The sequence below is a fragment of the Streptomyces sp. NPDC054863 genome (assembly GCF_053610825.1).
Genome location: NZ_JBSGZD010000046.1, coordinates 1 through 25253, shown reverse-complemented (window position 1 = coordinate 25253; position 25253 = coordinate 1). Strand labels below are relative to the sequence as shown.

At 70.4% G+C, this 25253-nt stretch carries 21 protein-coding genes, 1 tRNA gene and 1 pseudogene; 12 read left to right on the top strand and 11 right to left on the bottom strand.

From position 1 onward, the window contains the following. Nucleotides 1-378: 378 nt before the first annotated feature. The 3 genes and pseudogenes from ACWGIG_RS12105 to ACWGIG_RS12095 form a co-directional block, all read right to left on the bottom strand. A pseudogene (locus ACWGIG_RS12105) lies at nucleotides 379-789 on the bottom strand (single-stranded DNA-binding protein); the annotation flags it as partial. A 256-nt stretch (nucleotides 790-1045) separates the two neighbouring features. Then, nucleotides 1046-2896, bottom strand: a complete 1851-nt coding sequence (locus ACWGIG_RS12100) for a GTPase (protein WP_453321449.1) — start codon at nucleotides 2894-2896, stop codon at nucleotides 1046-1048. Beyond that, nucleotides 2893-4476, bottom strand: a complete 1584-nt coding sequence (locus ACWGIG_RS12095; protein WP_453321460.1) for a dynamin family protein — start codon at nucleotides 4474-4476, stop codon at nucleotides 2893-2895. The genes ACWGIG_RS12100 and ACWGIG_RS12095 overlap by 4 nt, the downstream gene beginning before the upstream one ends. 339 nt (nucleotides 4477-4815) lie before the next feature. On the opposite strand from ACWGIG_RS12095, the gene ACWGIG_RS12090 reads away from it, so the two are divergent. Continuing rightward, nucleotides 4816-4888 (top strand) — tRNA-Arg (locus ACWGIG_RS12090). Between the two features lie 129 nt (nucleotides 4889-5017). Here ACWGIG_RS12090 and ACWGIG_RS12085 read toward each other — a convergent pair. Next, a complete protein-coding gene (locus tag ACWGIG_RS12085; RefSeq protein WP_453321448.1) occupies nucleotides 5018-6307 on the bottom strand; it encodes a cytochrome P450 in 1290 nt (429 codons plus the stop codon). Next, nucleotides 6304-8067 (bottom strand): non-ribosomal peptide synthetase, encoded by a 1764-nt coding sequence (locus ACWGIG_RS12080; RefSeq protein ID WP_453321447.1) that lies wholly within the window; start codon nucleotides 8065-8067, stop codon nucleotides 6304-6306. Before ACWGIG_RS12080 ends, ACWGIG_RS12085 begins: the two co-directional genes overlap by 4 nt. 137 nt (nucleotides 8068-8204) lie before the next feature. Here ACWGIG_RS12080 and ACWGIG_RS12075 point away from each other — a divergent pair, with 137 nt between their 5' ends. Beyond that, nucleotides 8205-8960 carry a thioesterase II family protein gene (locus ACWGIG_RS12075; protein WP_453321446.1) on the top strand — a complete coding sequence of 252 codons (756 nt, stop codon included), beginning with the start codon at nucleotides 8205-8207 and terminating at the stop codon, nucleotides 8958-8960. A gap of 63 nt (nucleotides 8961-9023) precedes the next feature. Here ACWGIG_RS12075 and ACWGIG_RS12070 read toward each other — a convergent pair whose 3' ends face one another. Next, on the bottom strand, nucleotides 9024-9347 hold the full coding sequence (locus tag ACWGIG_RS12070) for a branched-chain amino acid transporter permease (RefSeq protein WP_453321445.1): 324 nt from the start codon (nucleotides 9345-9347) through the stop codon (nucleotides 9024-9026). After that, a complete protein-coding gene (locus ACWGIG_RS12065; RefSeq protein WP_453321444.1) occupies nucleotides 9344-10117 on the bottom strand; it encodes an AzlC family ABC transporter permease in 774 nt (257 codons plus the stop codon). The genes ACWGIG_RS12070 and ACWGIG_RS12065 overlap by 4 nt, the downstream gene beginning before the upstream one ends. Nucleotides 10118-10560: 443 nt before the next feature. On the opposite strand from ACWGIG_RS12065, the gene ACWGIG_RS12060 reads away from it, so the two are divergent. The 5 genes from ACWGIG_RS12060 to ACWGIG_RS12040 all read left to right on the top strand — a co-directional run bounded on the left by ACWGIG_RS12060 (nucleotide 10561) and on the right by ACWGIG_RS12040 (nucleotide 15343). Further along, entirely contained in the window at nucleotides 10561-11562 is a 1002-nt protein-coding gene (locus ACWGIG_RS12060; protein ID WP_453321443.1) for a hypothetical protein, read from the top strand. Nucleotides 11563-12232: 670 nt separating this feature from the next. After that, nucleotides 12233-12988 (top strand): TauD/TfdA family dioxygenase, encoded by a 756-nt coding sequence (locus tag ACWGIG_RS12055; RefSeq protein ID WP_453321442.1) that lies wholly within the window; start codon nucleotides 12233-12235, stop codon nucleotides 12986-12988. Further along, nucleotides 12981-13955, top strand: a complete 975-nt coding sequence (locus tag ACWGIG_RS12050) for a D-2-hydroxyacid dehydrogenase family protein (protein WP_453321441.1) — start codon at nucleotides 12981-12983, stop codon at nucleotides 13953-13955. The genes ACWGIG_RS12055 and ACWGIG_RS12050 overlap by 8 nt, the downstream gene beginning before the upstream one ends. A gap of 15 nt (nucleotides 13956-13970) precedes the next feature. Further along, nucleotides 13971-14969: a threonine ammonia-lyase gene (locus tag ACWGIG_RS12045; RefSeq protein WP_453321440.1), complete on the top strand. Its 999-nt coding sequence runs from the start codon at nucleotides 13971-13973 to the stop codon at nucleotides 14967-14969. After that, on the top strand, nucleotides 14966-15343 hold the full coding sequence (locus ACWGIG_RS12040; protein WP_453321439.1) for a RidA family protein: 378 nt from the start codon (nucleotides 14966-14968) through the stop codon (nucleotides 15341-15343). Before ACWGIG_RS12045 ends, ACWGIG_RS12040 begins: the two co-directional genes overlap by 4 nt. 63 nt (nucleotides 15344-15406) lie before the next feature. Here ACWGIG_RS12040 and ACWGIG_RS12035 read toward each other — a convergent pair whose 3' ends face one another. Beyond that, nucleotides 15407-16198: a TSUP family transporter gene (locus tag ACWGIG_RS12035; RefSeq protein WP_453321438.1), complete on the bottom strand. Its 792-nt coding sequence runs from the start codon at nucleotides 16196-16198 to the stop codon at nucleotides 15407-15409. Nucleotides 16199-16606: 408 nt separating this feature from the next. Here ACWGIG_RS12035 and ACWGIG_RS12030 point away from each other — a divergent pair, with 408 nt between their 5' ends. Then, complete coding sequence (locus ACWGIG_RS12030; protein ID WP_453321437.1) at nucleotides 16607-17803, top strand: glycosyltransferase; 1197 nt, start codon at nucleotides 16607-16609, stop codon at nucleotides 17801-17803. Nucleotides 17804-17843: 40 nt separating this feature from the next. Here ACWGIG_RS12030 and ACWGIG_RS12025 read toward each other — a convergent pair whose 3' ends face one another. The 3 genes from ACWGIG_RS12025 to ACWGIG_RS12015 are packed head-to-tail and all read right to left on the bottom strand — an operon-like array spanning nucleotide 17844 to nucleotide 21893. Next, nucleotides 17844-18314: an anthrone oxygenase family protein gene (locus ACWGIG_RS12025; RefSeq protein ID WP_453321436.1), complete on the bottom strand. Its 471-nt coding sequence runs from the start codon at nucleotides 18312-18314 to the stop codon at nucleotides 17844-17846. Nucleotides 18315-18360: 46 nt separating this feature from the next. Beyond that, nucleotides 18361-19245: an ABC transporter permease gene (locus ACWGIG_RS12020; protein ID WP_453321435.1), complete on the bottom strand. Its 885-nt coding sequence runs from the start codon at nucleotides 19243-19245 to the stop codon at nucleotides 18361-18363. Then, complete coding sequence (locus ACWGIG_RS12015; RefSeq protein ID WP_453321434.1) at nucleotides 19242-21893, bottom strand: alpha/beta fold hydrolase; 2652 nt, start codon at nucleotides 21891-21893, stop codon at nucleotides 19242-19244. The genes ACWGIG_RS12020 and ACWGIG_RS12015 overlap by 4 nt, the downstream gene beginning before the upstream one ends. 160 nt (nucleotides 21894-22053) lie before the next feature. Here ACWGIG_RS12015 and ACWGIG_RS12010 point away from each other — a divergent pair, with 160 nt between their 5' ends. The 4 genes from ACWGIG_RS12010 to ACWGIG_RS11995 all read left to right on the top strand — a co-directional run bounded on the left by ACWGIG_RS12010 (nucleotide 22054) and on the right by ACWGIG_RS11995 (nucleotide 25176). Continuing rightward, nucleotides 22054-22464, top strand: coding sequence for an N-acetyltransferase family protein (locus ACWGIG_RS12010; protein ID WP_453321459.1), 411 nt, complete (start codon nucleotides 22054-22056; stop codon nucleotides 22462-22464). 100 nt (nucleotides 22465-22564) lie between these two features. Further along, nucleotides 22565-23149, top strand: coding sequence for a TerD family protein (locus ACWGIG_RS12005; RefSeq protein ID WP_453321433.1), 585 nt, complete (start codon nucleotides 22565-22567; stop codon nucleotides 23147-23149). A 329-nt stretch (nucleotides 23150-23478) separates the two neighbouring features. After that, nucleotides 23479-24327, top strand: coding sequence for a putative protein N(5)-glutamine methyltransferase (locus ACWGIG_RS12000; protein WP_453321432.1), 849 nt, complete (start codon nucleotides 23479-23481; stop codon nucleotides 24325-24327). Nucleotides 24328-24468: 141 nt separating this feature from the next. Continuing rightward, nucleotides 24469-25176: a polysaccharide deacetylase family protein gene (locus tag ACWGIG_RS11995; protein ID WP_453321431.1), complete on the top strand. Its 708-nt coding sequence runs from the start codon at nucleotides 24469-24471 to the stop codon at nucleotides 25174-25176. The last annotated feature ends 77 nt before the right edge of the window (nucleotides 25177-25253 follow it).

Below are 25253 nucleotides of genomic sequence, written 5' to 3'. Positions count from 1 at the left end.
ACCTCAAGTGCCCCATGGGTATCCGGGAATCCTAAGGAAGCAATACCGAACAGCCCCCCGCCAAGCGTCCGGACGTCCGATTCCGAATCGGAATCGTTATCGCCGCCCACCGTCCCCCTTGGTTTTGTCGACAAGTACCCTTCACATAAGGTGCGTTCAGGACACGGCCCTCACCTTCTCGCCCTCGGCACGGCCTGCCTTCCCGTCAGACCTTCCCCCGGACCTCCCGCCGGGCCTCCCGTCCGCCTTCCGGTCCGGTGCTCCCCGCGCCGCCCAGCTCACGGGCGTCTCCGCCGCCCAGCCCGGTGACCCGGCGGGCGCACCCACGCCCACGCTCGAACCCACGCCCACGCCCACGCCCACGCCCACGCCCGCCTCCGCTTCCGCGTGCGCCGCCCGGACCGTCGCCGGTTCCACCAGGCTGGGATCCGCCCTGGCCACCCGCCGGAACGCCGAGGTGCCCCGGCTCAGGTCGTGGCCCACCGCCAGGGCGTCCACGTCCGCCGCGAACCAGCGCTGCCCGTCCCTGGTCTCTTCCTTGATGCGCAGTCGGCCGTGCACGACCAACGGATCGCCGACGTCCATCGAGGAGCTCAGGTTCGCCGCCAGCGTCCGCCGCGACCACACCGTGTAGAAGCTGGTCGGGCCGTCCGTCCAGACCTCCTTCTCGCGGTCCCAGCGCCGCGCTCGCACCGCGAGGCGGAACCTGACCGAGGTGCCCATCGGCGTCTCGGTGGGAATCGGCCCGGTGGCGGCGTTGCCCACCAGAGTCACCGTCGTCTCGTTCATCACAGAACCCCCGTCCGCATGACCGGTGCAGGCACCGGACCAACCGCTTACCGGCTGGTGCTTCCCATGCTGAACCGGTCCCGGATTTCCCGCTGGACCCTGTGGACCGCCCCCCGAATGTGGAAAACCCCGTCACCCGGACGGGGTTTTCCTTACGCCAGGGCACCGGACGCGACGGGCCCGCTCGCGCCACTCGCACGGCTCACACGGCTCACGCGGCTCACGCGGCTCGCTCCACTCACACCGCTCGCACCTCTCACCCCGCGCCCGCCCCCGTCACCACCACGTACCGCTCCCGCACCTCCCGGTAGCGCAGCAGTTCCGCGGAGACCGGGTCCAGGACCTTCGCCCTTCCGCAGCCGGCCGCCGCCTCCCGCAGCCGCCGCTCGACGTCCTGCCCGTACCGCCTGGCCGGGCCACGGGCCGCCGCCCAGCAGCCCCACTCCACCACCGGCCCGCCGGCGACCCCGCACAGCATCAGCAGGAACGGCGCGAACAGCTCGGGCTCCAGCACCCCGAGCACCTGGCCCAGCAGCCACAGCCCGCCGTAGATCTGAAGCAGCGTCATCGCCACCTGCGCGAGCACCGCGACCGGCCACCACGCGGGCCGCGGCGGCTTCCCCCGCGGTACCCCGGCCCTCACGGCGAGGACGTCCAGCTCCTCGGGCAGCCCCTGGGCCCCGCGCACCGCGGACTCGCGCACCGCGTGCGCCCACGGCGCGGGCAGCCCCGACATCGCCGCGTCGGCGACCGTACGCACCGCCTGCTCGACGCGCTGACGGGCGGTCACCTCCAGGTCCTTGGACTGCGCGAACGCCCGCTCCGGCAGGGCGGACCCGCCCCCGCCGGGCATCCTCCGGGCGTCGTACCACCGCCACAGCCGCAGCCATGGCGACCCGCACGCCGTGCCCGCGTTGCGCCGCCACTCGCGCTCGGCCGCCTCCCCGGCCGCTGCCGCACCGACCGCCTCCGCGAGCCGGTCCGCGAACTCCTCCCGAGCCTGCTCCCCCAGGCCCGCCCTGCCCTCCGCCACGTACACCGGGCGCAGGCCGGCCGCAGCCGCGTCCACATCGGCGGCGAGCCGCCGCCCCGCAGCGCCCCTTTCCTGTACGAACGCCCGCAGCAGCTCCCGGAGTTCCTCCACGCCGTCACCCGTAAGGGCGGAAAGCGCGAGCACCGTCGCCCCTGGTTCGCCGTGTTCGCCGAGCGCCATGCCGTCCTCGTCGAGGAGCCGGCGCAGGTCGTCCAGTACGAGATCGGCGGCCTCGCCCGGCAGCCGGTCGATCTGGTTCAGCACCACGAAGGTGACCTCCGCGTGCCCGGCCAGGGGCCGCAGGTACCGCTCGTGCAGCGCGGCGTCCGCGTACTTCTCCGGATCCACGACCCAGATCACCGCATCGACCAGCGCCAGCACCCGGTCGACCTGCTCCCGGTGCGCGGTCACCGCCGAGTCGTGGTCCGGCAGGTCCACCAGGACCAGCCCGCGCAGCCCTTCGTCACCGCTGGTCCCGGCGCCCGTCCCGGCCTGGAACGGCCGCCTGCGCAACCGTCCCGGAATCCCCAGCCGGTCGAGCAGCCCGGCCGCCCCGTCCGTCCAGCTGCACGCGATCGGTGCGGACGTGGTGGGCCGTTTGAGTCCCGATTCCGAAATCCTCACCCCCGCGAGGGAATTGAAGAGCGTGGACTTGCCGCTTCCGGTCGCTCCCGCGACGGCGACGACGGTGTGCTGGCCCGACAGCCGGCGCCGTGCCACCGCCTCGTCGAGCACCCGCCCCGCCTCGTGCAGCGCGTCCCCTTCGAGCCTGGCCCGCGACAGCCCCACCAACTCCCGCAGCGCGTCCAGCCGTACCCGCAGGTCGGCCCCGTAGTCCCCGCTCCCGGGCGGTACGTCGCCGCCCTCCTCCAGCAGCAGGAACTCGTCCGTCGCCCCGCCGTCCGGCTCCGGCTGCTCCGGCTCCCGCCCCACGGCCCGCCGCGCGATCAGGCCGTCGTCCCAGCCGCGCCCCTCGGGGCTGCCGGTTCCCGGCGCACCGTCACGCCCCGCCTGCTTCGCCCCGGCCTCTTCCGTCTCCGCCTGCTCCACGTGCTCCACGGTCACCACCGTCACCTCTCCTTCTTCGTCACGGACAGTGCGGCGATCAGCTCGGCCTGCGGATCCGGCCTCACGTCCAGGGCTTCGAGCGGTGCCAGGCGCCGGTCCCGTTCGGCGTGCAGCACCCGCTCGATGTGCGTCGTCACCAGCTCACCGCCCTTGTCGCGCAGCCGCAGTGCACCCTGCGCCCCGATCCGTTCGGCCAGCCGTTCGCCCGCCGATCGGGCCCGCCGTCCGCCGAGGAGCGCCGCCGCGAGGAGCGCGGCCACGCTCTCCGCGTCGGGCGCGCCGGGCCGCTCCATCTCCCGTACCTCCTCCTCGGCCAGTTCCTCCAGCACCCGCCGCCAGCGCCGTACGACCAGGCCGATCCGCTCGCCCGACTCCGGGTCGGGCCCGGCGGGCACGACCGCGTCCGCGGCCGGTTCCTCCCGCCAGACGGCCCGCACCTGCTCGTCGGCGGCGGCCACCGCGCACTGGAGCAGCGCGGTCAGGCTGTCCACCAGCGAATCCAGCAGCTCCGCGTCCGTGGCATCCGCGGGGTGGGCGCGCCACCGGGTGAGGGCGTCCCCGGAGAGGACGGCCCCCTGCTGGAGCCGCCGCCGCACCCGCTCGCCCTCCTGCTCGTACGCGTACTCCACGGCCGAGGTCAGCCGCACCGCGGCGGCGTACTGGGCGGCGACCGCACCCGCCAGTTCGGGCATGCGGGCGTTCAGCGAGTCCATGGCCCCGCGCGCGGTCCTGGCCACGGCCTGCTGCCGCGCGGCCGGATCCCGGGCCCGGTGGGTGAGCCACTCCAGCAACGGCCCCACAGCGGTGGAGGGCAGCAGTCCGCTTCCCCCGCCCGCCGATTCGGGCAGCTCGGGAATGGTGAAGCGCGGTACGTCGCCGAGCCCGGCCCTGGTGAGCAGCGCCGCGTACTGCCGCGACACCTCGCCGACGACCTGGTGCGGCACCCGGTCCAGGACGGTGACGAGCATCGCGTCGTACTCCTTGGCGGTACGCAGCAGATGCCAGGGCACCGCGTCCGCGTACCGCGAGGCGGTCGTCACCATCACCCACACGTCGGCGGCGCAGATCAGTTCGGCCGCCAGCACCCGGTTGGCCGCCACCAGCGAGTCGATGTCGGGGGCGTCGAGCAGTGCGAGACCGGCCGGCAGCGACTCGGAGGTCTCCACCCGCAGCACCCCGCTCTCGGCCGGCTCCTCCAGTTCCTCCCCGCAGCGCTCGGGCAGCCACACCCGGGTCAGCTGCGGCAGCACGCGCAGCCCGGCGAACCAGTGGTGGTCGTCGGGGTGGCACACCAGTACCGGCGTACGTGTCGTCGGCCGCAGCACTCCCGCCTCGCTGACCCGGCGCCCCACCAGGGAGTTGACGAGCGTCGACTTGCCCGCCCCGGTGGAACCGCCGATGACGGCGAGCAGCGGTGCTTCGGGGTCCCGGAGCCGGGGCACCAGATAGTCGTCGAGCTGGGCCAGGAGCTCCACCCGCGTCTGTCGCGCGCGGGGCGCCCCTGGCAGGGGGAAAGGAAGGCGCACGGCGGCGACACGGTCGCGCAGGGCGGAAAGTGCGTCAAGCAGCTGAGGCCGTACGTCCAAGGTCACCACATACGAAGAATGCCCAACTATGACCGTTTTTTGAAGCGTATAGACCATCTCTGCGCGCCGATATCCCCCCAATCGGGGACGATGCTCACCCTGGGACACTTGGGACGAGTGGGGCACAGGCATAACGAGTGCACAACACCCGGGGCGCGGGACGCGAAAAGCGCTGCGGGATTCGCACCTGCCTGCGATTATCGGGGTCGCTTCACTGAACCTCCACATCATGCCACGCAGGTGAAGCAACCGGGCCAAGGTGATCGGAGCCCTATCCTTGTCCCCGGCAACAGCCACAAATGGCCACACCGGCCGATCCGGGCCCAGGGCCACCACCCGGCCCCCGTAGCTCAGTGGATAGAGCAGGCGCCTTCTAAGCGCTTGGCCGCAGGTTCGAGTCCTGCCGGGGGCGCACAGCGCACGCACCATCGGGCCCTCCCTTCGGGGAGGGCCTTTGTGCTGGTCGGAGCAGGCTAGCGAGGGGGCCATAGCGGCGGCGTAAGCGCCGGGCGGGCGGCCGGGCGGGCCGCCCGCCGGGTCGTCATCGGGTCAGCGTTACGGGGAGCCTGGTGATGCCCTGGATGAAGTTCGACCGGAGTCTGCGGGGCGGCCCGGCGACCGCGATCCGCAGGTCGGGGGCGAGCAGCTTGCGGAAGAGCACGGTCAGTTCGGTGTGGGCGAGCATGGCGCCGATGCACCGGTGGATACCGATGCCGTACGACATGTGCTTGTTGGGGCTCCGGGTGATGTCGAAGGTCTCGGGCTCCTGGAACTGTGCGGGGTCGCGGTTGGCGGAGACGTTCCACAGCGTGACGGACTGGCCGCGCCGGATCTCCTTGTCCCGGATGACCGTGTCGCGCAGGGCGACACGGTGGACGTAGAGGTTGGTGGAGTTCCAGCGCAGAATCTCGTTGAGGGCGCCGTCCAGCAATTCCGGTTCCGTACGCAGCCGTTCGAGCTGGTCGGGGTGCTCGTCGAGGGCCAGTACGCCGGCGCAGGCGGTGTAGGAAGAGGTCTCGTCGCCGCCGACCGCGACGTTCATGCAGTTGAAGAGGATCTCGTTCTCGGTCCACGGGCGACCGTTGAGCTCGGCCCGCAGGAGCTGGCTGATGAGGTCCTCGCCAGGGTTCTTGCGCTTCTCGCGCAGCAGGTCGGCGCAGAAGTCGAAGATCTCCGCCTGGATCACGGCGAGTCTCAGCCGCTCGTCGTCCTCCGTGTCGGTGACCAGGAGCGGGTCCCGGTAGCCGATCATGCTGCGGGTCAGGCCGATCAGCTCGTGGGCCCGGGTGCGTGAGATCCCCATCATCACCATCAGGGCGCCGGCGGGGAGTTCCTCGGCGATGTCGGTGGAGAAGTCGCAGCCGCCGTCGGCGAGCGCCCGCTCGACGGCGTTGTCCACCAGCTCTTCGACCTGGCGGGCGACCTGCTTGACGACGTGTTGGGTGAATGTCCGGTGCAGTTGCTGGCGGAGCATCCGGTGGCGCGGCGGGTCGGTGGACACCAGCATCTGTCCGGCGGAGGGGTCGCCGTCGCTGTAGAGCGAGCCGCCCAGCATCGGACCCGCCTCGGAGCTGAGGTCCGTGTGGTCGAGGTAGGCGGCGGCTATGTCCTCGTACCTGCTGAGCACCCAGAAGCCGCTGCCGTCGGGGGTGGCGTGCCAGTGGACCGGGTCGTTCTCCCTGAGCCAGGAGAACATCGCGTAGTGCTGCTGTGCCACGAACCGGTCCGGGTCCGTCAGATCGATCTGCACGGCAAAGCCTGCCGGGTCGGTGTACACAGCCGGGTCGGTCCGCACAGCCGGGTCGGTCTGCACTGCTGTCGGGGAGGTCATGCGCGCGGTGTCTCCTTACGGTCCCGGACCAGCCGGGCGAGGTCTTCGAGGCGGCCGGTCGCGAGCACCTCTCGGGCGGTGACCCGGACCTCCAGGTCACGGGTGAGTCGGCGCAGCATGCGGAAGGAGAGCAACGAGTTGCCGCCGAGGGCGAAGAACTCGTCGGTGGCGCCGACCTGTTCGACGGCGAGCAGCTCGATCCACAGCCGGGCGAGGTACTGCTCGGTCTCGTCGCGCGGCGGTACGTGGCCGACGCTGCGCCGCAAGGACTCCTCGGCGGTCTCGCGCAGCCGGGCGAGGTCGCGCTTGCCGTGCGGGTCGGCCGGGATCTCGGGGACCCGGGTGATGGAGCTGGGGACCATGAAGTCCGGCATCTCCCGCTCGGCGTACTCGCGCAGTCTGTTCAGGGGCAGCGTGTCGTCGTTGACCACGAGCGCGACCAGGTGCTTGTCGCTGCCGGAACCGACGGGGAGCACGGCGACGTCCCGGACCCCGGCGCAGCGGGTGAGGACGCGCTCGACCTCGCGGGGCTCGACGCGGTAGCCGCGGATCTTGACCTGGTCGTCGGCGCGGCCCAGGTAGGAGATGACGCCGTCGGCTCCGCGGCGTACGACGTCACCGGTGGCGTACATGCGTCCGCCGTCCGCGGCGAACGGGTCCGGGTGGAACTTCTCGTCGGTCAGGTCCTGGCGGCCGAGGTAGCCACGGGCCACGCCAGGACCGCCGATGTACAGCTCGCCGGATTCGCCGTCGGCGACGGAGGCCCGGTCGGCGTCCAGGACGTAGAGGGGACTGCCGTCCAGGGCGCGGCCGATGGGCACCGAGTCGGCGTCGTCGGCGACGTGGGTGATGTGGTGGGCCGTGCAGGCGGTGGCGCCTTCGGTCGGCCCGTAGAGGTTGTAGAGCAGGCCGGAGAAGGTGCCCGCGAGCAGTTCCCGGCAGGCGGAGGCGAGCACCACGTCGCCGCCGGTGCACAGCACGCGCAGGTCCGCGAAAGCCTCGCGGTCCTCGCGCACCACGTGGTTGACGGCCATCGTCGGCACGAGCATGGCCGTGATCCTTCGGCGGCGCAGCTCCCGCTTGAGGTCACGGGTCAGCAGGTCGGGCATGGTCGGCAGGACGACGATCTCGGCGCCGCCGGCGAAGCCGCACCAGGTCTCCCAGTGGAAGGCGTCGAAGGAGAGGCTGGAGACGGCGCCGACCCGGTCCTGCGAAGTGAGCTCCGGCAGCGCGGAGTTGCGGGCGAAGTGGGCCAGGTTGCCGTGTTCGAGGACGACCGCCTTGGGCGTGCCGGACGAGCCCGAAGTGAACAGGACGGCAGCCGCGTCCGCCGCGGCGGCCACGGGCAGTTCCTCGCGCGGGGGCTTGGTGAAGTCGTCCAGGACGAACTCCAGGATGTCCAGGTCCTCGGCTCCGGAAGAGCCGAAGCGCGGTGTCCGACCCGGCTCGGTGACCACCAGCGAGGGGCGGCTCTCCGCCACCATCAGGTCCCGGCGGGCGTCCGGGTAGCGGGTGTCCACCGGCACGTAGGCGGCACCGGCCTTCAGGATGCCCAGGAGCACCACGTAGACCTGCACCCCGCGCTCCAGGCAGTAGGCGACGCGGTCCTCGCGGCCCATGCCGCGCTCGCGCAGGGCCTGAGCGAACGAGTCGGAGCGGGCGTCGAGATCCGCGTAGGTGAGCGCGGTGATCTCGTCGCGGACCGCGACACTCTCCGGACGGCTGCCTACCGCCCCTCGGAAGATTTCCAACAGAGTCACAATGAGCCTCGCATTTTCCATTACTGGCATTCGGTACGAATTTACTGGGCCCCTTGATTAACGGGGAGCGATCCACTAGAAAGCACATCTGTCGACACACATCGGAAAACGCACACCAGAAAACTGGGAAGACATCCATGCCTGAGACTTACATACGCACGGGAAACAGCAGTGCGCCGGTTCGGCTGCTCGCCTTCCATCACGCCGGAGGGTCGGCTTCTTCTTTCCTTCCGGTGGCCCGCAAACTGCAGGATTCTTGTGACAGCGTTCTCTTTGAACTCGCCGGACGCGAGCCCGGCGAGGAATCCCTGCGGTCCGGAAGTTTCCACGAGGCCATGGAGCTTCTGACACCGGACATGGAGAAACTCGTCGACCGGCCCACGATCGTCGTGGGGCACAGCCTCGGAGCTCTCTTTGCCCACGCGGCAGTACGCACCCTCGGCCCTGATCAGCTCGCTCTTGTGCACCGGGTCGTCATTTCCTCGTCCCGTTCGGCCCGGGCCACAGCGGATTGCGCGACCATGCCGAAGGAACCCTTCGTGGTGCGCGACCACGAACAGCTGCTCGCCGCACTGCATTCTTTCGGCGGCTGCCCGCCTGAAATGTTCGAGGATGAGGACTTCCTGCATTTTGCGCTCAGCCTGCTCGGACACGACCTCCACCTGGCCGACACCTTCTCGGAGACAGGCCGGGCAGAAGAAATTCCGCTGGAGGTCTGGTACGGGAAGGATGACGACACACTCGTCATGGCGGAAATGAATTCCTGGCGGGATTCCTCTTCCCTGGAGGTTTCCTTCCGGGGATTCCCCGGCGGTCACTTCTATGTGTACGAGCGGCCGGAGGCAGCAGAGGCCTTGCGGGAACTGGTCGGGAGCGCGGCCGGCCAGGGCTGATTCGGCGTGCTGTGGCGGGCTCCGGCTCCAGCCCGCCACGGCGGTCCGAAAACCCTGGAAGGGTCAACCGACCAGGCGCAGCAATGCCATGTGGATACCGGTGCCGGCGACGATGGCGAGCAATGCGTTGCGCTTCCAGTGATAAACCGCGGCGGTCACCGCGATCCCGCCGACTGCCGGGAGGTGGTCAAAAAGCACTTCGGCCTCCGTCGAGCTGACGCTGTACAGCACCAGGATCACCATGACGCCGGGCGGCATCAGGGTCCCGAGGGCGCGCATGACCTGCGAGTCCGTGACACGTTGCAGCAGCACGAACGGTGCGGCGCGCACAGCGAACGTCACGGCGGCCATGACCGCGACGGCCCCCATCAGATATCCGCCGCTCACCGCGCCATCTCCTTGGCATCCCCGGGTGCGGCCTCTCTCCGGTCACCTTCCTGGGCGCGCCGACGTTCGAGAATCGCCTCGGTGGCCACCATGACGAGGAACACCGCCATGGCCACGCTGAGGAAGTGTTTGTTCCCGGCAAAAAATCCGACAGCGCCTGCCAGCGCTCCGTACACCATGGGCCTGCGGCTGCTCCGCCGGTAGAAGTGCTCCTGGGCCAGCACCGTGAAGAGAGCGGTGAGAGCGAAATCAATCCCGTCGATCCCGCTGGGGATCAGCATCGACGCGAGCGCGCCCGTCGTGGAACCGAGGATCCACCAGGCATGGCTGAACAACTGGATGAAATGGATGCGTCGCCCCGAAAGGGATTCTCCCGCTTTTGCGGCGACGAGCGAATACGTCTCGTCGGTGAGCGCGAATACGCCGTAGGCGCGACGGGTCCTGCCGCGCAGTTCATTCAGCGGGAAGGAGATTCCGTAGAAGACGTGACGGAAGTTGATGACGAGCGTGGTCGTCGCCAGTTGGAACAACGGAATCCCCGCCGCAAGCAACGGAACCGAGAGGAACTGCATGGCGCCGGCGAAAACAAAAATGCTTGACAGCGGCGCCCAGTACCATTCGATCCCGGCGTCTGCCAGGAGCAGCCCGTAGGCGGCTCCCAACGGCAGATATCCCATGGCTACCGGCACCGTGTCACGCAGCGCCAGACGTACGGTGCACTCCGGCAATTCCGTGTCCGCCATATGTTCCGATTTGCTTTTGTCGGTCACGTTTCGCGTTTCCCCCATCCCCTCATAAGTCTTTCCGGTGAGCCCCGCACGCCCGGGGATCGTCCTGGAGCAGGCGCCGTCGTCCGCTCCCCGCGTGCGCCACGTCGCTCCCGCGGCCCGGTCCCGGTCCCGGTCGTGCGGGGCTCTGACCTCGCGGTACGTGAGCGACATGCCGCGCGGACCTTCCCGGACCGGGCGCGGACAGATGTGTCGACGCAGACCTTCGGTTTCCGAAACCGGTACATAAGGCAATCAGTGCGCGCGGGGCGGCTTCCAATACCCCCTCAATTCCGCGCAAGGACCAGATTCATCGTGCCCGAGATCACTTAGAAGAGTGATCTCGACGTGGGATCATCTATCGGACTGTCCGAATCCCGACAGGGGGGGAGAACGTGCTAGACATTCCTAAACCAGCACGAAGCAGCGAGGCTTACCTCACTGACATGGACCGCTGGTTGTACGAGTCCGTACTGGAGAACGGCCACGGAGAGGTGACCGAGCTGGCGAACAAGCTCGGTATCTCCTACCAGGAGGCCGAGAGTTCGGTGCATCGTCTACTGGCGCTGCGGCTGCTGAACGCGAAGCCAGGAGCCGGGAACCTCGTCTCCGCCGTCAGCCCGTCCTCCGCGGTGGCTCTGGTCGCCACACCGATAGAGAACGGGCTGCGGCGCCAGATGGAGGAAGTGGAGCGGCTCCGGCACGAACTGCTGGGACTGCTGCCGCTCTTCGAGCACCGCCGGCCGGACGGCACCCAGCCCTTGCAGGCCCTCCCCGAACTCGACGACGTGCTGGCCACGATCGAGCAGCTGGCGGCAGAGTGCCGGGAGGAGGTACTGACCTCCCAGCCGGGCGGTCGGCGCAGCGTCGAGGAGCTGACGGAGGCGATCCAGAGGGACGAGGGGATACTCCGCAAGGGCGTACGGATGCGCACCCTCTACCAGCATCCCGCGCGCTACCACCAAGCGACCGCCGCGTACGTCGAGCGGCTGACCCGCCTGGGCGGTGAGGTACGCACGACGAGCGCGAACCTGATGCGGGTCATCATCTTCGACCGCAAGGTCGCCCTGGTCTCGCTCGTCGGCAACCAGCAGGGCGCCATGGTGATCCGCGACAGCAGCGTCGTCGACTTCGCGGTGCAGGCGTTCGAACACATCTGGCTGAAGGGCGACCTGTTCCCGATCGGCCACGATCCCGAGCAGATCCAGACCGTGTCCGAGGACATGGACCACACGCTGGTCCGGCTGCTGGTGAGCGGAGAGAGCGACCACGCGGTGGCCCGCAGGCTCGGCATCTCGATGCGCACCCTGCAGCGGCGGCTGGTCAAGATCACGGAAGAGCTCGGGGCGAACAGCCGCCTCCAGGCCGGCTATCTGATCCATCGCAGCGGCCTCCTGGAGAAGAGCCAGGACCTGGAGAGCGGCGAAGCCCTCGCGGTTCGCGCGTAGCGGCCGTTTTGACCACTTGTCGCATTGCGTCTGGCGGAAGTGCACACGAGGGCACCCCTTGAATCGGGCTCCCGTCCCGGTGAAGATTGTGTGCACACGTACGGCTGCCAAATCTTCGGCAGCCGCCTCACTATTAGGAACTCTCCGCCATGCCTGCTCCAATGCGTTCCGCCCGTCGCCGCGTGCTCACCATTTCCCTCGGCGCGTGCCTCCTTCTCGCGATTTCTGGAGCTGCCCAACTCCAGTCCTCAGCCGCACCGTCCACCGCTTCGGTGGCCACGGCGGCGGCCGGGATCACTTCTTCGAAGCACGACACCGGCTGGGGAGTCCAGAACCCGTAAACGCACGCAGCTGCGGCAACTGTGGCCGCTCATTTTCTCGCGAAGCTCGACGCTTCAACAGAAAATGAGCGGCCACTTTGGGTTTATGGGCACGTCACGGGTATCACCGGCGGCCAAGCCTCGCCACTGCGTGGGACACCGACCGACGGAGCGAATGCCCGAGTCGACCGAATTGACGCCGTACACGCAGAGTGTCCCGGTGGCGACATACGGACAGTCCGAGGGGCGACGATTTAGATCCTGGATCCGTGGGTGGTGGGCGACAAGGATGATCTCTCGAAGCGGGAAAACCCCGTTCCGTGAAATGAGATGGACCAGAGGAAGTCACCATGCCGAAGTCGCCCGACAGTGTCCTTTCCTGTTCTGATGTCAACAACGACCCGTTGCCCGACAGCGTTCTGAAGTACGCGTTCCGTCAACTGCTGGGGAACAACGGTTATGTCCAGATCGTGAATGTGCCGGACAGCTTCGACCATGTGGCGTTCCTGAAGGAGCTGGGGGACTTCCAGCCCACGCCCACCGGCACCGTGATCGGCGATCTGAAGCCGGAGGCCGACATGGACGACGTCTACCACGCACAGAACCGCCGTCAGTTGGTCCCGCACACGGAGGGCTACGAGTTCCGCGGGACCCCTCCGCGCTTCATGGCCCTGTGGTGCGTCACGCCCGCGTCCGGGCTCGGGGGCGAGACCACCATGCTCGACGGCGACCGGATCCTCCGCGAGTTCACCGAGGACGAGAAGCGGCACTTCCTGGAGACCACCTACGAGTGGAAGTCGACGGAGGGCCTCGCCCGCCGCGGAGTGCAGCACCATGCCGAGCACCCGGTGCTGGAGGAGGTCGACGGCGAACTGGTCTTCCGCTTCTCCTACAACAACCTGGTCGTGCCCGAGGGCGACGAGCTCGCACGTCGGCTGGTGGAGCGCGGCAAGGAGATCTACGACGAGTGCCACGTCGCCGTGGAGTACCAGGAGCGCGACATGATCGTCTGGAGCAACTGGCGGATGCTGCACTCCCGCAACGCGTTCGACGACCCGGCCCGCCACCTCAAGCGGGTGCAGATCGCCGCTCCGATCAGTGCCTGAAGCACCAGGGACGACGAGCAGGTTCCGCGTCGCCGTCATCGACGACTACCAGCAGGCAGCCGCTCGGCTCGGCTGCTGGCAGGGGCTGCCGGAACACACCGAAGTCGCCTTCTTCCACGACCATCTGACGGATGCCGACACCCTCGTCGAACGGCTCCGGCCGTTCGACGCCGTGGTCGCCATGCGCGAACGCACGCCGTTCCCCGCAGGTGTGCTGGAACGGCTGCCAGGTCTCCGCCTGCTCATCACCACGGGCATGAGCAACGCCGCCATCGACCGTGAGGCCGCACGGTCGCTCGGCATCACGGTCTGCGGTACCCGCCTGCGCCCCCACCCGGCTGCCGAACTGACCTGGGCCCTCATCCTCGAACTGGCCAAACGCACCGGCAGGCAGGACGCCGGGCTGCGCGCCGGTGCCTGGCAGAGCGGCGTGGGCCTGGACCTCGACGGCGCCACCCTCGGGGTGGTCGGACTGGGGAAACTGGGCCGGAGGGTCGCCGCGATCGGCACCGCGTTCGGAATGGACGTCGTGGCCTGGAGCCAGAATCTGACAGCCGAGCACGGCTCCTGCGCCGGCGTCGAAGTGGTCTCCAAGGAAGAGCTGTTCCGCCGTTCCGACTACGTCACGATCCATCTCCGCTACAGCGAACGGACCAGATCCGTGGTCGGCGAGGCCGAGCTCCGGCTCATGAAGCCGACCGCCCACCTGATCAACACCTCCCGCGCACCCGTCGTGGACCAGGCGGCCCTGCTCGCCGCCCTGCACGGCGGGTGGATCGGCGGAGCGGGACTGGACGTCCACCCGGTGGAACCCGTCCCCGCGTCCGATCCCGTCCTGCGGGCTCCGAACACGGTCCTGACGCCGCACATCGGTTACGTGACCCGGGGCAACTTCGAGCTGAGCTACTCCGACGCCGCCGAGTGCGTCTCCGCCTTCCTCTCCCACCGTCCGGTGCGAGTTCTGTAATCGCTAAGGAAAGTCGTGTCACTCACCTCGCTGTCCGCGTTGGAAAGCGCCCGGGACCGCATCTCGGCAGCCTCTGCCATCGTCCGCACCCCCCTGATCCCGCTCCCGGCGGCGGACCTGGTCCCGGGCAGTGCACACCCGCTGCGGCTCAAGGCGGAGAATCTCCAGACCACGGGAGCCTTCAAGATCCGCGGCGCGTACAACAAGATCGCCATGCTGAGCGACGCGGAACGTGCCCGCGGCGTCGTCACCCACTCCAGCGGCAACCACGCCCAGGCGGTGGCCCTGTCCGCCCGGGGCTTCGGGATCCGCGCGGTCGTCGTCATGCCGGACACCGCGTCCGCGGTGAAGATCGAGGCCACCAGGGCGCTGGGCGCGCAGGTCCGGACCGTCCCCGCGGACTCCTATCGCGAGGCCGCGCTCGCACTGGCCGCCGACCACGGCCACACCCTGGTTCCGCCGTACGACGATCCTGGGGTCGTCGCGGGGCAGGGCACTGTCGGGCTGGAGATCCTCGAAGACCTGCCGGGGGACTTCACGGTGCTCGTGCCCGTCGGCGGCGGCGGGCTCATCTCCGGGATCGGCGCAGCGGTGAAGCTGCTCCGCCCGTCCTGCCGGGTGATCGGGGTGGAACCGGAGTTCGCCGGGGATGCGGCCGAGAGCCTGCGTATCGGCCGGATCAGCCGATGGACCGCCGCGCAGACCGGCCGGACGCTCGCCGACGGCCTGCGCACGCCGGCCCTCGGCGACCTGACCTGGCAGCACGTCCGCGCCTACGCCGACGACATCATCACCGTCAGCGAGGCAGAGATCCGCGCATCCATGCGGGTCATCGCCTCCCGCGCCCGGCTGGTCGCGGAGCCGTCGGGAGCGGTCGCCACAGCGGCCTTCCTCTTCCACCACGACCGGCTGCCGGCGGGGCTGCCCTGCGTCGCCGTGATCAGCGGCGGCAACGTCACCCCCGGCCTCCTGGCGGACGTACTGAGCGGCGAGAAGGAGGCGGCGGCAGCATGACCGTGCATCCTCTTCACAGCCCGGACCTTCCGGTCCTCGGCCCGTACTCACCGGCCACCCGGGTCGGCGGCCTGCTCTTCGTGTCCGCCCAGACGGGAGTGGACCCGCGGACCGGCACGGTCCGGGAGGGACCGTTCGAGAGCGAGTGCCGCCAGGCGTTCGCCAACCTGGAGCGGGTCCTCCTGGTCGGGGGCAGCAGCCTCGCCCTCGTGGCGAAGGTGACCGTCTTCTACGCCGACCCCGGGCAGCTCACCGCTCTCAACACCGTCTTCGCCGACGTCTTCCCGCAGGCTCCGCCCGCCCGCAGCGCGGCGGTCGTCACGCTCGCGGGTGGGCGGCGGATCAGCGTGGACGCCGTCGCGGCCCTGGCGTGACGATCCACGCCGGACCTGCCCTGTCGGCCTCCTGCCCTCCTGCCCTCCCGGCCTCCCGGCCCCTCAGCCGAACTGGTCGTACCCGAGGCGCAGGATCATCACCGTGACGACGACCAGCAGTACGACCCTGACGAATCCGCTGCCCCTGGCCAGCGTCATCCGCGCTCCGACGAGGGCGCCGGCCACGTTGAAGGCCGACATGCCCAGGCCCAGCAGCCACAGGACGTGTCCCTGCGACGCGAACACCAGCAGCGCACCCAGGTTGGTGCCGACGTTGATCATCTTCACCGTGGACAGCGCCCGGATGAATTCCAGGCTGAGGACGGTGGTGAAGGTGACGATGAGGAAGGTGCCGGTTCCCGGGCCCACCAGCCCGTCGTAGAACCCGATCCCGCCGCCCGCCAGCAGCACCAGCAAGGCGGCCCTGCGCCGCTCGGGAGCCTGGCGGGAGGCGTCCGGGCCCTCCGTTCCCGGCTTTCCCGCTCCGAAGCTGGGGCGCAGCAGGACGAAGCAGGCCACCGCGACCAGCAGTACGAGGATCACCGGGCGGAGGAAGTCGGAGGAGACGGCAGAGGCAACCAGCGCGCCGCCCGCCGAACCGGCCACGGCCGCGCTGCCGCCCACCGCCACCACCTTGCGCGACATCGGGTGCTTGCGGCCGTAGGCCAGGGCGGCGGCCAGGGTGCCGAAGGTCGCGGCCAGTTTGTTGGTGCCGAGCACGGAGGCCACCGGCAGGTGGCCGGCGCCTATGAGCAGCGCGGGCAACTGCAGCAGACCGCCACCGCCGACCACCGCGTCGATCCACCCGGCCATGGCTGCCACGGCGAGCAGCACAAGGATGACGTCCCAATCCATATTGCTCAGATCCCTCGAAATGATGCGGAATTACCTGAGCACATGGAATGTCGGGAAATTCGCCGCTTGGATGTATTGCTTTTTTATCCTTGCGGACGCACGGAATGAATCAAGGAGGGCCTGGGCGCGCGCTTCTGCCAGTCGTATTGAGCCAGGGCAACAAATCTCCCCAATAGGCCTTTTCTCGGCAAGTCGGCCGACGTCTCCGGCGGGACCGGCCGACTTCACCGGAGGGACCCTGCCGGAGCCACCGCCGGGACCCGCCGGAGCCACCGACCGGAGTGCGGCAGGCCCGATCCGGGCGCGCGGCGGCCGACGGGCCCAGCGCTCCGCCCTCCCCGTCAGCGGGCCTCCCCTTGTGTAGATTCGCCCGGAATGCCCCAACCGCTCTCCAGCCCGGGAATGCTCTTGGACGTCTTTCTTGTCTCCGGCAGCGTCGACGCCCAGGGTGGCACCGCCCGCCGGACCCACCAGTTGGCCGGGCTCTTCAGCGAGCGGGGCCACCGGGTGCGGCTCATCGGCGTGGCGCCCGCGGGGGACGGGGTGCGGCGGCTGCGGACCGGGAGTGGTCTTCCGTACCGGGTCAGCGCGTTGTACGACGCCCCGCCGCCCGCCGCGCCGGGGAAGCCCCGCCACCCGCTGGATCTGCTCGCGCACCGGCGGCGGCGTGCGCACGAGCGGGGCATGCGGGCGAAGGCGGCGGAACTGTCCGCGCTCTTCCAGGAGACCGACGGGGCCGTCGGGGCTGGTGGGCCCCGCGGGGCAGCCGGGGCCCGCGGGGTCGTCGTGGTGACCGAGGGGTGGGTGCTGGAGTGGGTGGCGCTCGCGGACACCACGGGGCTCCCGGTCGTCCTGATGAGCCATGAGCCGTACGCCGTCACCAAGCGGTCGGGGCGCTTCCCGCGGCTGCGCTGGCTGTGCCGGCAGCACGCGGACCGGGTGCTCGCGCCGACCCGGCAGGACGCCGACTGGTGGATCCGCAGCTGGGTCAACCACGCCGGGGTGATGCCGGGGCTCCTTCCGGGGGCCGTGCGGGACCCCTCGCCGCGCGACCGGAAGTGCGTACTGAGCATCGGCCGCCTCGACCACGACAAGGGGCCGGACATTCTGCTCGACGCGTGGGCGCAGGTGGCGCCTCGTCATCCGGACTGGCGGCTGCGGATGTACGGCGAGAGCACCGGGGACGCACGTACCCGCGAGGAGGTGCTGCAGAAGCAGTGCGCGGAGCTGGGGCTCGGGTCCTCCGTGGAGTGGATGGGGTTCACGGAGGACGTGCCGGGGGCGCTGCGGGAGGGTTCGGTGTTCGTGCTGCCGTCGCGCCAGGAGGGGTTTCCGGTGACGCCTCTTGAGGCGCAGGCGGCCGGGCTGCCGTGCGTCGCGTTCGACGCGTCGCCCGGGGTGCGGGAGATCGTGACGGACGGCGTCGACGGCTTGCTCGCCCGGCCGGGCAACGTGGACGAACTGGCGCGGAAGATCGAGCGGTTGATGGCCGACCGGGAGCTGCGGGAACAGCTCGGCGACGCGGCCCGGGAGAATGTGCGGCGGTACGCCCCCGAGGTGGTCGCGGAGCGGTGGGAAACGCTGTTCGCGCTGCTGCGGCGATGATGTCGTACGAGCGCCTGGGACGAGCGTCCGGGGCGAGTGCCTAGGCCAGTGCGCTCGCCACCAGCAGGGCGAATCCGGTCACCGCGAAGAGGGTGCGCGAGGCGTGCAGCCGGTTCCAGCGGGATTCGAAGGTGACCCGTACCTCGGTGGCCGGGGTGCCGGCCGTCTCCGAGGCCGCGAGGGCGTTGTTGAGCGGGATGTTGCCGCCCGCCGTCACGGCGTGGTTGAGGACGGTGAGGGCCAGGCCGCCGATCAGGAGCCAGAGCTGGGTGGCCGAGCGGCCTCCTTCCGGGCCGACGACGAGGGCCGCGACGGGGAAGAGCACCGACGCGAACATCGTCGTGACGAAGATTCCGCGCGGCACGTCCTCGTTGATGCGGCGCATCACGCCGACGAACTGCTCGTCGTCCACCCGCGCCAGTGCGGGCATGATGCCGGTCAGGAAGATCAGCATCATGCCCGCGTAGAGGCCTGTGGAGACAACTGCCAGTGCGAGCAGAAGAGTTGACATGCCGCACATGATGTACGGAGTCGCGCCCGCCCGCAGCCCCTTTACGTCACGACACGATGTCCTTGCGGGAGAAGCCCCGGAAGGCGAGCGCGAACAGCACCAGTGCGTACGTCACCGAGATCGCCGCGCCCTTGAGCATCCCGCCCATTTCCAGCTGCGGCTGGATCGCGTCCACCCAGGCGAACTGCCAGTGCGCGGGCAGGAAGTCGCGCCAGTCGCCCAGTGCGGTGACCGCGTCCAGGACGTTCCCGACGATCGTCAGGCCGACCGCGCCGCCGACCGCGCCCAGGGGTGCGTCCGTCTTCGTGGAGAGCCAGAAGGCGAGGGCCGCGGTGACCAGCTGGGAGACGAAGAGGTACGCGACGACCAGGCCGAGGCGAGGCACCGCCGTGCCCGCCGCCAGCGCGCCGCCGGTGGGCAGCTCCAGGGGTCCCCAGCCGTACGCCGCCGTACCGGCGATCAGTGCGACCAGCGGCAGCAGCACCATCGCCGCCAGGCTGAAGACGAGCGCCACGGCCAGCTTGCTCCACAGCAGCCGGGCGCGTGGCACGGGTGCGGCGAGCAGGTAGCGCAGGGACGACCAGTTGGCCTCGGAGGCGACGGTGTCGCCGCAGAAGAGGGCGACCGGGATGATCAGCAGGAAGCCCGCCGAGACGAACAGGCAGGTCGCGGCGAAGTTCGCGCCGGAGGCGGTCGCCGTGTCCATGAGGTTGATCCGGCCGCTGGCGCTGCCGCCCCGCTCGGCGGGGGTGCCGCCGATGGCGAAGGCCGCGATGAGGACGAAGGGCAGGGCGCCCAGGATGATCGCCATGACCATCGTGCGGCGCCGACGCCACTGGCGTTTGGCCTCCACCCGCAGCGGGAGCGTCCGCCCCGGCCGGTAGCCGGGCGCCGTGTCGGTCGCGGTGTCGGTCACGGTCGCACTGCTCATGCCGGGCCTCCGATCAGGGTGAGGAACGCGTCCTCCAGGCGGCGGTGCGGGCCCACCCCGGTCAACGGGACGTCCATCCGCACCAGTTCGGCGATGAGCGTCCGGGCCGTGGCCCCGTCGAGGCGGACCAGGAGCCCGCCCTCGGCGCGTACGGCCGTGTCGACGCCCGGCAGCGCGGCCACCTTGTCGAGCACGGCCTCCGTCACCTCGCCGTCGACGGTGACCAGCAGGGTGTCGCCCGCGCCGATGATCTCGGCGACCGGGCCTGCCTGCACGAGCTTGCCGCGGTCCATGACGACGAGGTCCGTGCAGGACTGTTCGACCTCGGACAGGAGGTGGCTGGAGACGATGACGGTGCGTCCGCCGGCCGCGTACCGGATCATCACGTCGCGCATCTCGCGGATCTGCGGCGGGTCGAGGCCGTTGGTGGGCTCGTCGAGGATCAGGAGGTCCGGCATGCCGAGCATGGCCTGGGCGATCGCGAGGCGCTGGCGCATGCCCTGCGAGTACGTGCGTACGGCGCGCTGGAGGGCGTCGCCGAGTCCTGCGATCTCCAGGGCCTCCTCGATGTGCGCGTCCTCGGCGGGACGGCCCGTGGCCTGCCAGTACAGGTCGAGGTTGGCGCGGCCCGAGAGGTGCGGCAGGAAGCCCGCGCCCTCGACGAACGCGCCGACCCGGGACAGCACAGGTGCGCCGGGCCGGATGGCGTGCCCGAAGACGTGGATCTCTCCGTCGTCGGGGGTGATGAGGCCCATCAGCATCCGCAGAGTGGTGGTCTTTCCGGCGCCGTTGGGGCCGAGGAGTCCGAGGACCTGGCCCTTCTCGACGCGGAAGGAGAGGTCGCGTACGGCGTACCTGTCGCCGGACTTCCCGTACCGCTTGCTCAGAGAGGTGATCGTCAGCGGTACGTCGGCGAGCGCCGGGTCGGGGGCCGGTGCGGCCGTCCTGCGGCGTGCGCTCACCAGCAGCAGACCCGCGACCAGTGCGCCCGCGAGCGGCAGCCCCCACACCCACCAGGCGAGCCCGGCGGCGGCGGTGGCGAGCTGCGGGTCGGTGGGCACCTGGAGGCCGCTCTCCAGCGCCACGGTGTACGTCGCCGGGTCGGCCGGGGACGCGTATCCGAGGTCGGTCGCGGTGAGCAGCAGCCGCATCCGGTGCCCGGTCTGGAACTTGTGGTCGACGGCGGGCAGGGTCAGCTCGACCGACTTTCCGGCCTTGGCGCCGGTGATCCGGACCGGGGCCACCAGCTGGTGCGGCAGCACCTGCCGGCCGCCCGCGCTCGCGTCGTAGACCTTCGCGAAGAGCACCATGTCGTCGCGGTCGGACTTCACCCGCACCTTGACGGTCGGCGAGCCTGTGACCTGGACGCCGCTGTCGAGGGGTGCGGAGTCGTACTGCGCGAACTGGCCGGGGAAGTCGAGGGAGAGACCCACGCCGAGCCCGGAGAGCTGCGAGAGGGCTCCCGCACCGGGGACGGAGGAGATGGCGGGCGGGTTGGCCCCGGCCGGGTTGGCGAAGGTCTGCTGCGGGCCGCGGCGGCCGGTGAGGGGGATGTTCCGCACGTCGTTCCGCAGGCCCGGGTAGCGGGCGGCGTCCGCGCCGCGCAGGCTGGCGGAGCCGTTGGTGGAGTCGACTCCTCCGGTGCGGCTCACGCGGAAGCCGGGGCCGGTGTCGACCGTCGCGTCCTCTTTGAGGTGGCGGTCGAACCAGTCGGTGACGCGGCCGTGGATGCGGCCGGTCTCCTGGTCGCCGCCGTCGTGGCCGCCGGAGACCCAGTCGACGGCGACGGGGGCGCCGTTCTTGGAAACGGCGGCGGCCATCCGGTCCGCCTGGCCGAGCGGGAAGAGCGAGTCGCTCTGCCCCTGGACGATCAGCGCGGGCACCTTGATGCGGTCCGCGACGGCGGACGGGCTGCGCTCCTCAAGGATCTTGCGGGCCTCGTCGTCGGGCTTGCCCGCGACGGCGACCCGCTCGTACATCTCGCACAGCCGCGGCTCGAAGCGGGCGCAGCCGCCGCCCGTGGTGACGAAGATCCCGGCCCAGAGCTTCTTGAAGACCCCGTCCGGGAAGAGGGCCTGGGCGAGGTTCCAGTACGTCAGCTGGGGCGCGATCGCGTCCACGCGCGGGTCGTGGCCCGCGGCGAGGAGGGAGATCGCGCCGCCGTAGGAGACGCCGGTGACGCCGACGCGCGGGTCGCCGTCCTTGTCGAGCTGGACCTCGCCGCGCTTGGCGAGCCAGTCGATCAGCCGGGACACGTCCTTGACCTCGGTGGCCGGGTCGTTGAGGCCGATCTTCCCGCCGGACCTGCCGAAGCCGCGCGCGGACCAGGTCAAGGCGGCGTACCCGTGCCTGGCCAGCTCCTCCGCCTGGGCCCGCACGTCCTTCTTGCTGCCGCCGAAGCCGTGGCCGATGAGCACCGCGGGCCGGCGCTTCCCGGTGTCACCGGCGGTGAAGTACGAGGTGTCGATGCGCGCGCCCGGCATCTCCACCGTCTGGTCGGACCTGTGCACGGGGGCCGGGTCGTCCGCTGCGGCGGCGACGCCTGCCCAGACTCCACCGCCCACCAGCAGGGCGAGCACCGCGAGCACGGCGGCGAGCCGCCTCCCGCGGGGGCGCCCGCGCGGGAGTCGGCGAAGGGGATTCTCCATGCTCCCGACCCTAAGTGCCCGTCCTGTGGCTTTAGGCTGCCGCGAGGCGGAACCGGTGCCCCTCCCCGAGGAGTAGGCCGCCCTTGCGCCGTACCGCAGCCGTGGTACGTCACTCGCCCCTGTACGCCCGTACCGGAGAGGCCGTCGCATGGAGAGCAGCGTGGAGATCCGCCGCGCCACCGCCACAGCAGAACTGATCGCCGCCGAGCACCTCTTTGATGCGGCGGCGCGCGAGGAGTGGGCGGAGCGTTTCCTGGCAGCGCCCGGACATCTGATGCTCGTCGCGTACGTCGACGGCTTCCCGGCCGGGATGGTCTCCGGCATCGAGATGCTGCATCCGGACAAGGGCACGGAGATGTGCCTGTACGAGCTGTCCGTGGACGAGGGACACCGGCGGCGCGGCATCGGGCGCGCGCTGACCGAGGCCCTCGCCGCGGAGGCCAGGGAGCGCGGCTGCTACGGCATGTGGGTCGGCGTCGACACGGACAATGCGGCTGCACTGGCCACGTACACGGCGTCCGGAGCGCGGCGGGACGGCGTATTCGCCATGCTCACCTGGGACTTCGCGTGACAGGCTGCGAGGGTCCCGGACGGCTCCACCCCCGGCCGGGGCGGCCACGACGGCGCAATGCAGAATTTGCACTTACTTGTCCACCATCAAGGGATCTCACATGATCACGCTCAGCAAGGAAGACGGCCCGGCGGACCTGGCCGGCGTGACCCACCTGTCCATCGGCGTGTCCTGGGACCCGACCTCGGGCAGCAGCGGCGGCGTACTGGGCAAGCTGCGCCGGACGGTCGGCACGGACCTCGACCTGATCGCCATCGCCATGAGCGGCGCCGACCCGGTCCGCCTCGCAGGCCTGGACTCCCTGGACCCGCTGGGCAACGGCGCGCTGGTGCACAGCGGCGACAACCAGACCGGCAAGGGCGACGGCGACGACGAGACGGTGACCGTGGAGTTCGGCCGCGTGCCGACCAACGTCACGTCCATCGTGTTCGTCTCCGCCGCGTTCAAGAAGAACAGCTCGTTCTCCAAGGCCCGGAACATCAGCTTCAAGGTGTACGACGCCTCCGGCGGCAGCGCCCAGCAGGTCGCGGACATCTGGCCGTCCCTGCTCACCAGCGACAACGCCTGCGCCGTCGCCAAGGCGGTCCGGGACGGTGCGAACTGGAAGCTTGAGGTCATCAACAAGACCGGCAAGGTCAAGCAGGGTGACGAGCAGGCCCTGATGCGCTTCGCCGTCAACAAGTAGCAGCGGTACGGCCCTTCGCCCCTCCCCCGGGCGAGGGGCCGCCCGGGCGAGGCCGAGGTCACCGGGGCCGGGGGCCGCCAGGAGCTCCGACCGCGAAGGACACCGAGTGCCGCCGACCGTCTCTGTACGGCGGTGCTCCTGTCGGGTAGGGTCCCCGTGTTGCCCGCCGCTCGTGCGGGCCCTGACCAGGGAGGTGAGACCCATTACCGCTGTCGCAGGTTGGGTGCTCTCACCTCGTGGTCGCCGTACGAAGCTGTTGTAACCGTCACAGCTGTCGTTACGGGTCGGACCGGAGAGCGCCCTCGGTAATCATTCCGAAAGGCTCTCCCATGTCGATATCCACATGCGCTCCCGTTTCCGCCCACGCCCACACTCCGGCTCCGGCTTCCGCACTGCTCTCTCCCTCCGTCGTCGTCACGCGGCTCCGGGCCGCCGGTTGCGTTTTCGCCGAGGACGAGGCGGAGTTGCTGCTGTCCACCGCGCGGACGCCCGCGCAGCTCGCCGCCATGGTGGAACGGCGGATCGACGGTCTGCCCCTCGAACACGTCCTCGGCTGGGCCGAGTTCTGCGGACACCGGATCTCCGTGGACACGGGAGTGTTCGTGCCCAGGCCGCGGACGGAGTTCCTGGTGCGCCGCGCGGGGGTGCTGGCCGCGGCCCGGCAGCCCGGGGCCGTGGTGCTCGATCTGTGCTGCGGGTCGGGGGCCGCCGCGGCCGTGCTCGGGGCGGAGCTGCCCGGGATCGAACTGCACGCCGCCGACGTGGAGAGCGCCGCGGTGCGGTGTGCGCGGCGCAACGTGGGCGCGGTGGGCGGCACGGTGTACGAGGGCGACCTGTACGCGCCGCTGCCTGCCGGGCTCCTGGGGCGGGTGGACGTACTGATGGCCAACGCCCCGTACGTACCGACCGAGGACATCGGACTGCTGCCCTCCGAGGCGCGGGACCACGAGCCGCTCGTCGCACTGGACGGCGGCGCCGACGGCCTCGACGTACAGCGGCGGGTGACGGCCCAGGCTGCGCGCTGGCTGGCGCCCGGCGGGAGCCTGCTGATCGAGACGAGCGAGCGGCAGGCGGACCGTACGGTCGCGGCGATGGTACGGGGCGGGCTGACGGCCCGTGTCGAGGAGGACGAGGACCTGGGGGCGACGGTCGTCATCGGCAGGTGGGAGCGGAGCTGAGACGCGCCACTCCCCTGCCGGGCCGAGCCGGGTGGGCGGGCCGAGCCGGGTGACCGGACCGCCCCGGGTGACCGGGCCGACCGGGTGACCTGGGGCGGGGGCGGCGTTTGTACGGGTGCTCCACGCTGGTACCGGTGTGCGGTGACGAAATGCCGCCGTTCCCTGATCACCGCCGCCGTGCTGGTCGCCGCCGCCCTGCTGACCGGTTTCGCGGGCGGCCCGGCAGTCGGCCCCGTCGACTGCCGGGTGGCCAAGTGCGTGAGCCTGACCTTCGACGGAGGGCCGGGGCGGTACACCGGTGAACTGCTCGACGTACTGGAGGAGAAGCACGTCCCTGCGACGTTCTTCCTGATCGGGAAGGGGCCCGTCCTCAGGTATCCGGAGCTGGTGCGGCGGATGGCGGCGGAGGGGCACGAGGTGGGCAACCACTCGTGGACGCACCCGCGGCTGACCGAAGTGCCGCTGCCGGAGGCGCGTCGTCAGCTGGTGCAGACGCAGAACGCCCTCACACCGCTGACGGGGCGGCGGCCGACGCTGATGAGACCGCCGCAGGGGCGGACCAACAAGCAGGTGGCGGCCCTCTGCAAGGAGCTGGGGCTCGCCCAGATCCTGTGGAACTCGCGGGCGCTGGACTGGCGGGACCACGACCCGAAGGTGATCGAGGAACGCATCCTGAAGTCCGCGAAACCGGGCGGGATCATCCTGCTCCACGACATCTACGAGGGCACGGTGCCCGCGGTGCCGGGGATCGTGGACGAGCTGCGGGAGCGGGGGTTCACGCTGGTGTCGCTCAAGCAGCTGTTCGCGCCGAAGAGGCTGGAGCCGGGAGCCGTGTACCGGCACGCGTGAGCGGTCGCCTCACGAGGCGGCACCGGCGTCGGCGGTACGCACCCCGGCGCGGCCCGGCCGGAGGTGAGATTCCGGAC

Coding starts and splice junctions, on each gene's coding strand:
- ACWGIG_RS12085 (WP_453321448.1), bottom strand. CDS start 6,307: ATGACCTCCCCGACAGCAGTGCAGACCGACCCGGCTGTGCGGACCGAC.
- ACWGIG_RS12075 (WP_453321446.1), top strand. CDS start 8,205: ATGCCTGAGACTTACATACGCACGGGAAACAGCAGTGCGCCGGTTCGG.
- ACWGIG_RS12060 (WP_453321443.1), top strand. CDS start 10,561: ATGGACCGCTGGTTGTACGAGTCCGTACTGGAGAACGGCCACGGAGAG.
- ACWGIG_RS12055 (WP_453321442.1), top strand. CDS start 12,233: ATGCCGAAGTCGCCCGACAGTGTCCTTTCCTGTTCTGATGTCAACAAC.
- ACWGIG_RS12040 (WP_453321439.1), top strand. CDS start 14,966: ATGACCGTGCATCCTCTTCACAGCCCGGACCTTCCGGTCCTCGGCCCG.
- ACWGIG_RS12035 (WP_453321438.1), bottom strand. CDS start 16,198: ATGGATTGGGACGTCATCCTTGTGCTGCTCGCCGTGGCAGCCATGGCC.
- ACWGIG_RS12025 (WP_453321436.1), bottom strand. CDS start 18,314: ATGTCAACTCTTCTGCTCGCACTGGCAGTTGTCTCCACAGGCCTCTAC.
- ACWGIG_RS12020 (WP_453321435.1), bottom strand. CDS start 19,245: ATGAGCAGTGCGACCGTGACCGACACCGCGACCGACACGGCGCCCGGC.
- ACWGIG_RS12015 (WP_453321434.1), bottom strand. CDS start 21,893: ATGGAGAATCCCCTTCGCCGACTCCCGCGCGGGCGCCCCCGCGGGAGG.
- ACWGIG_RS12005 (WP_453321433.1), top strand. CDS start 22,565: ATGATCACGCTCAGCAAGGAAGACGGCCCGGCGGACCTGGCCGGCGTG.
- ACWGIG_RS12000 (WP_453321432.1), top strand. CDS start 23,479: ATGTCGATATCCACATGCGCTCCCGTTTCCGCCCACGCCCACACTCCG.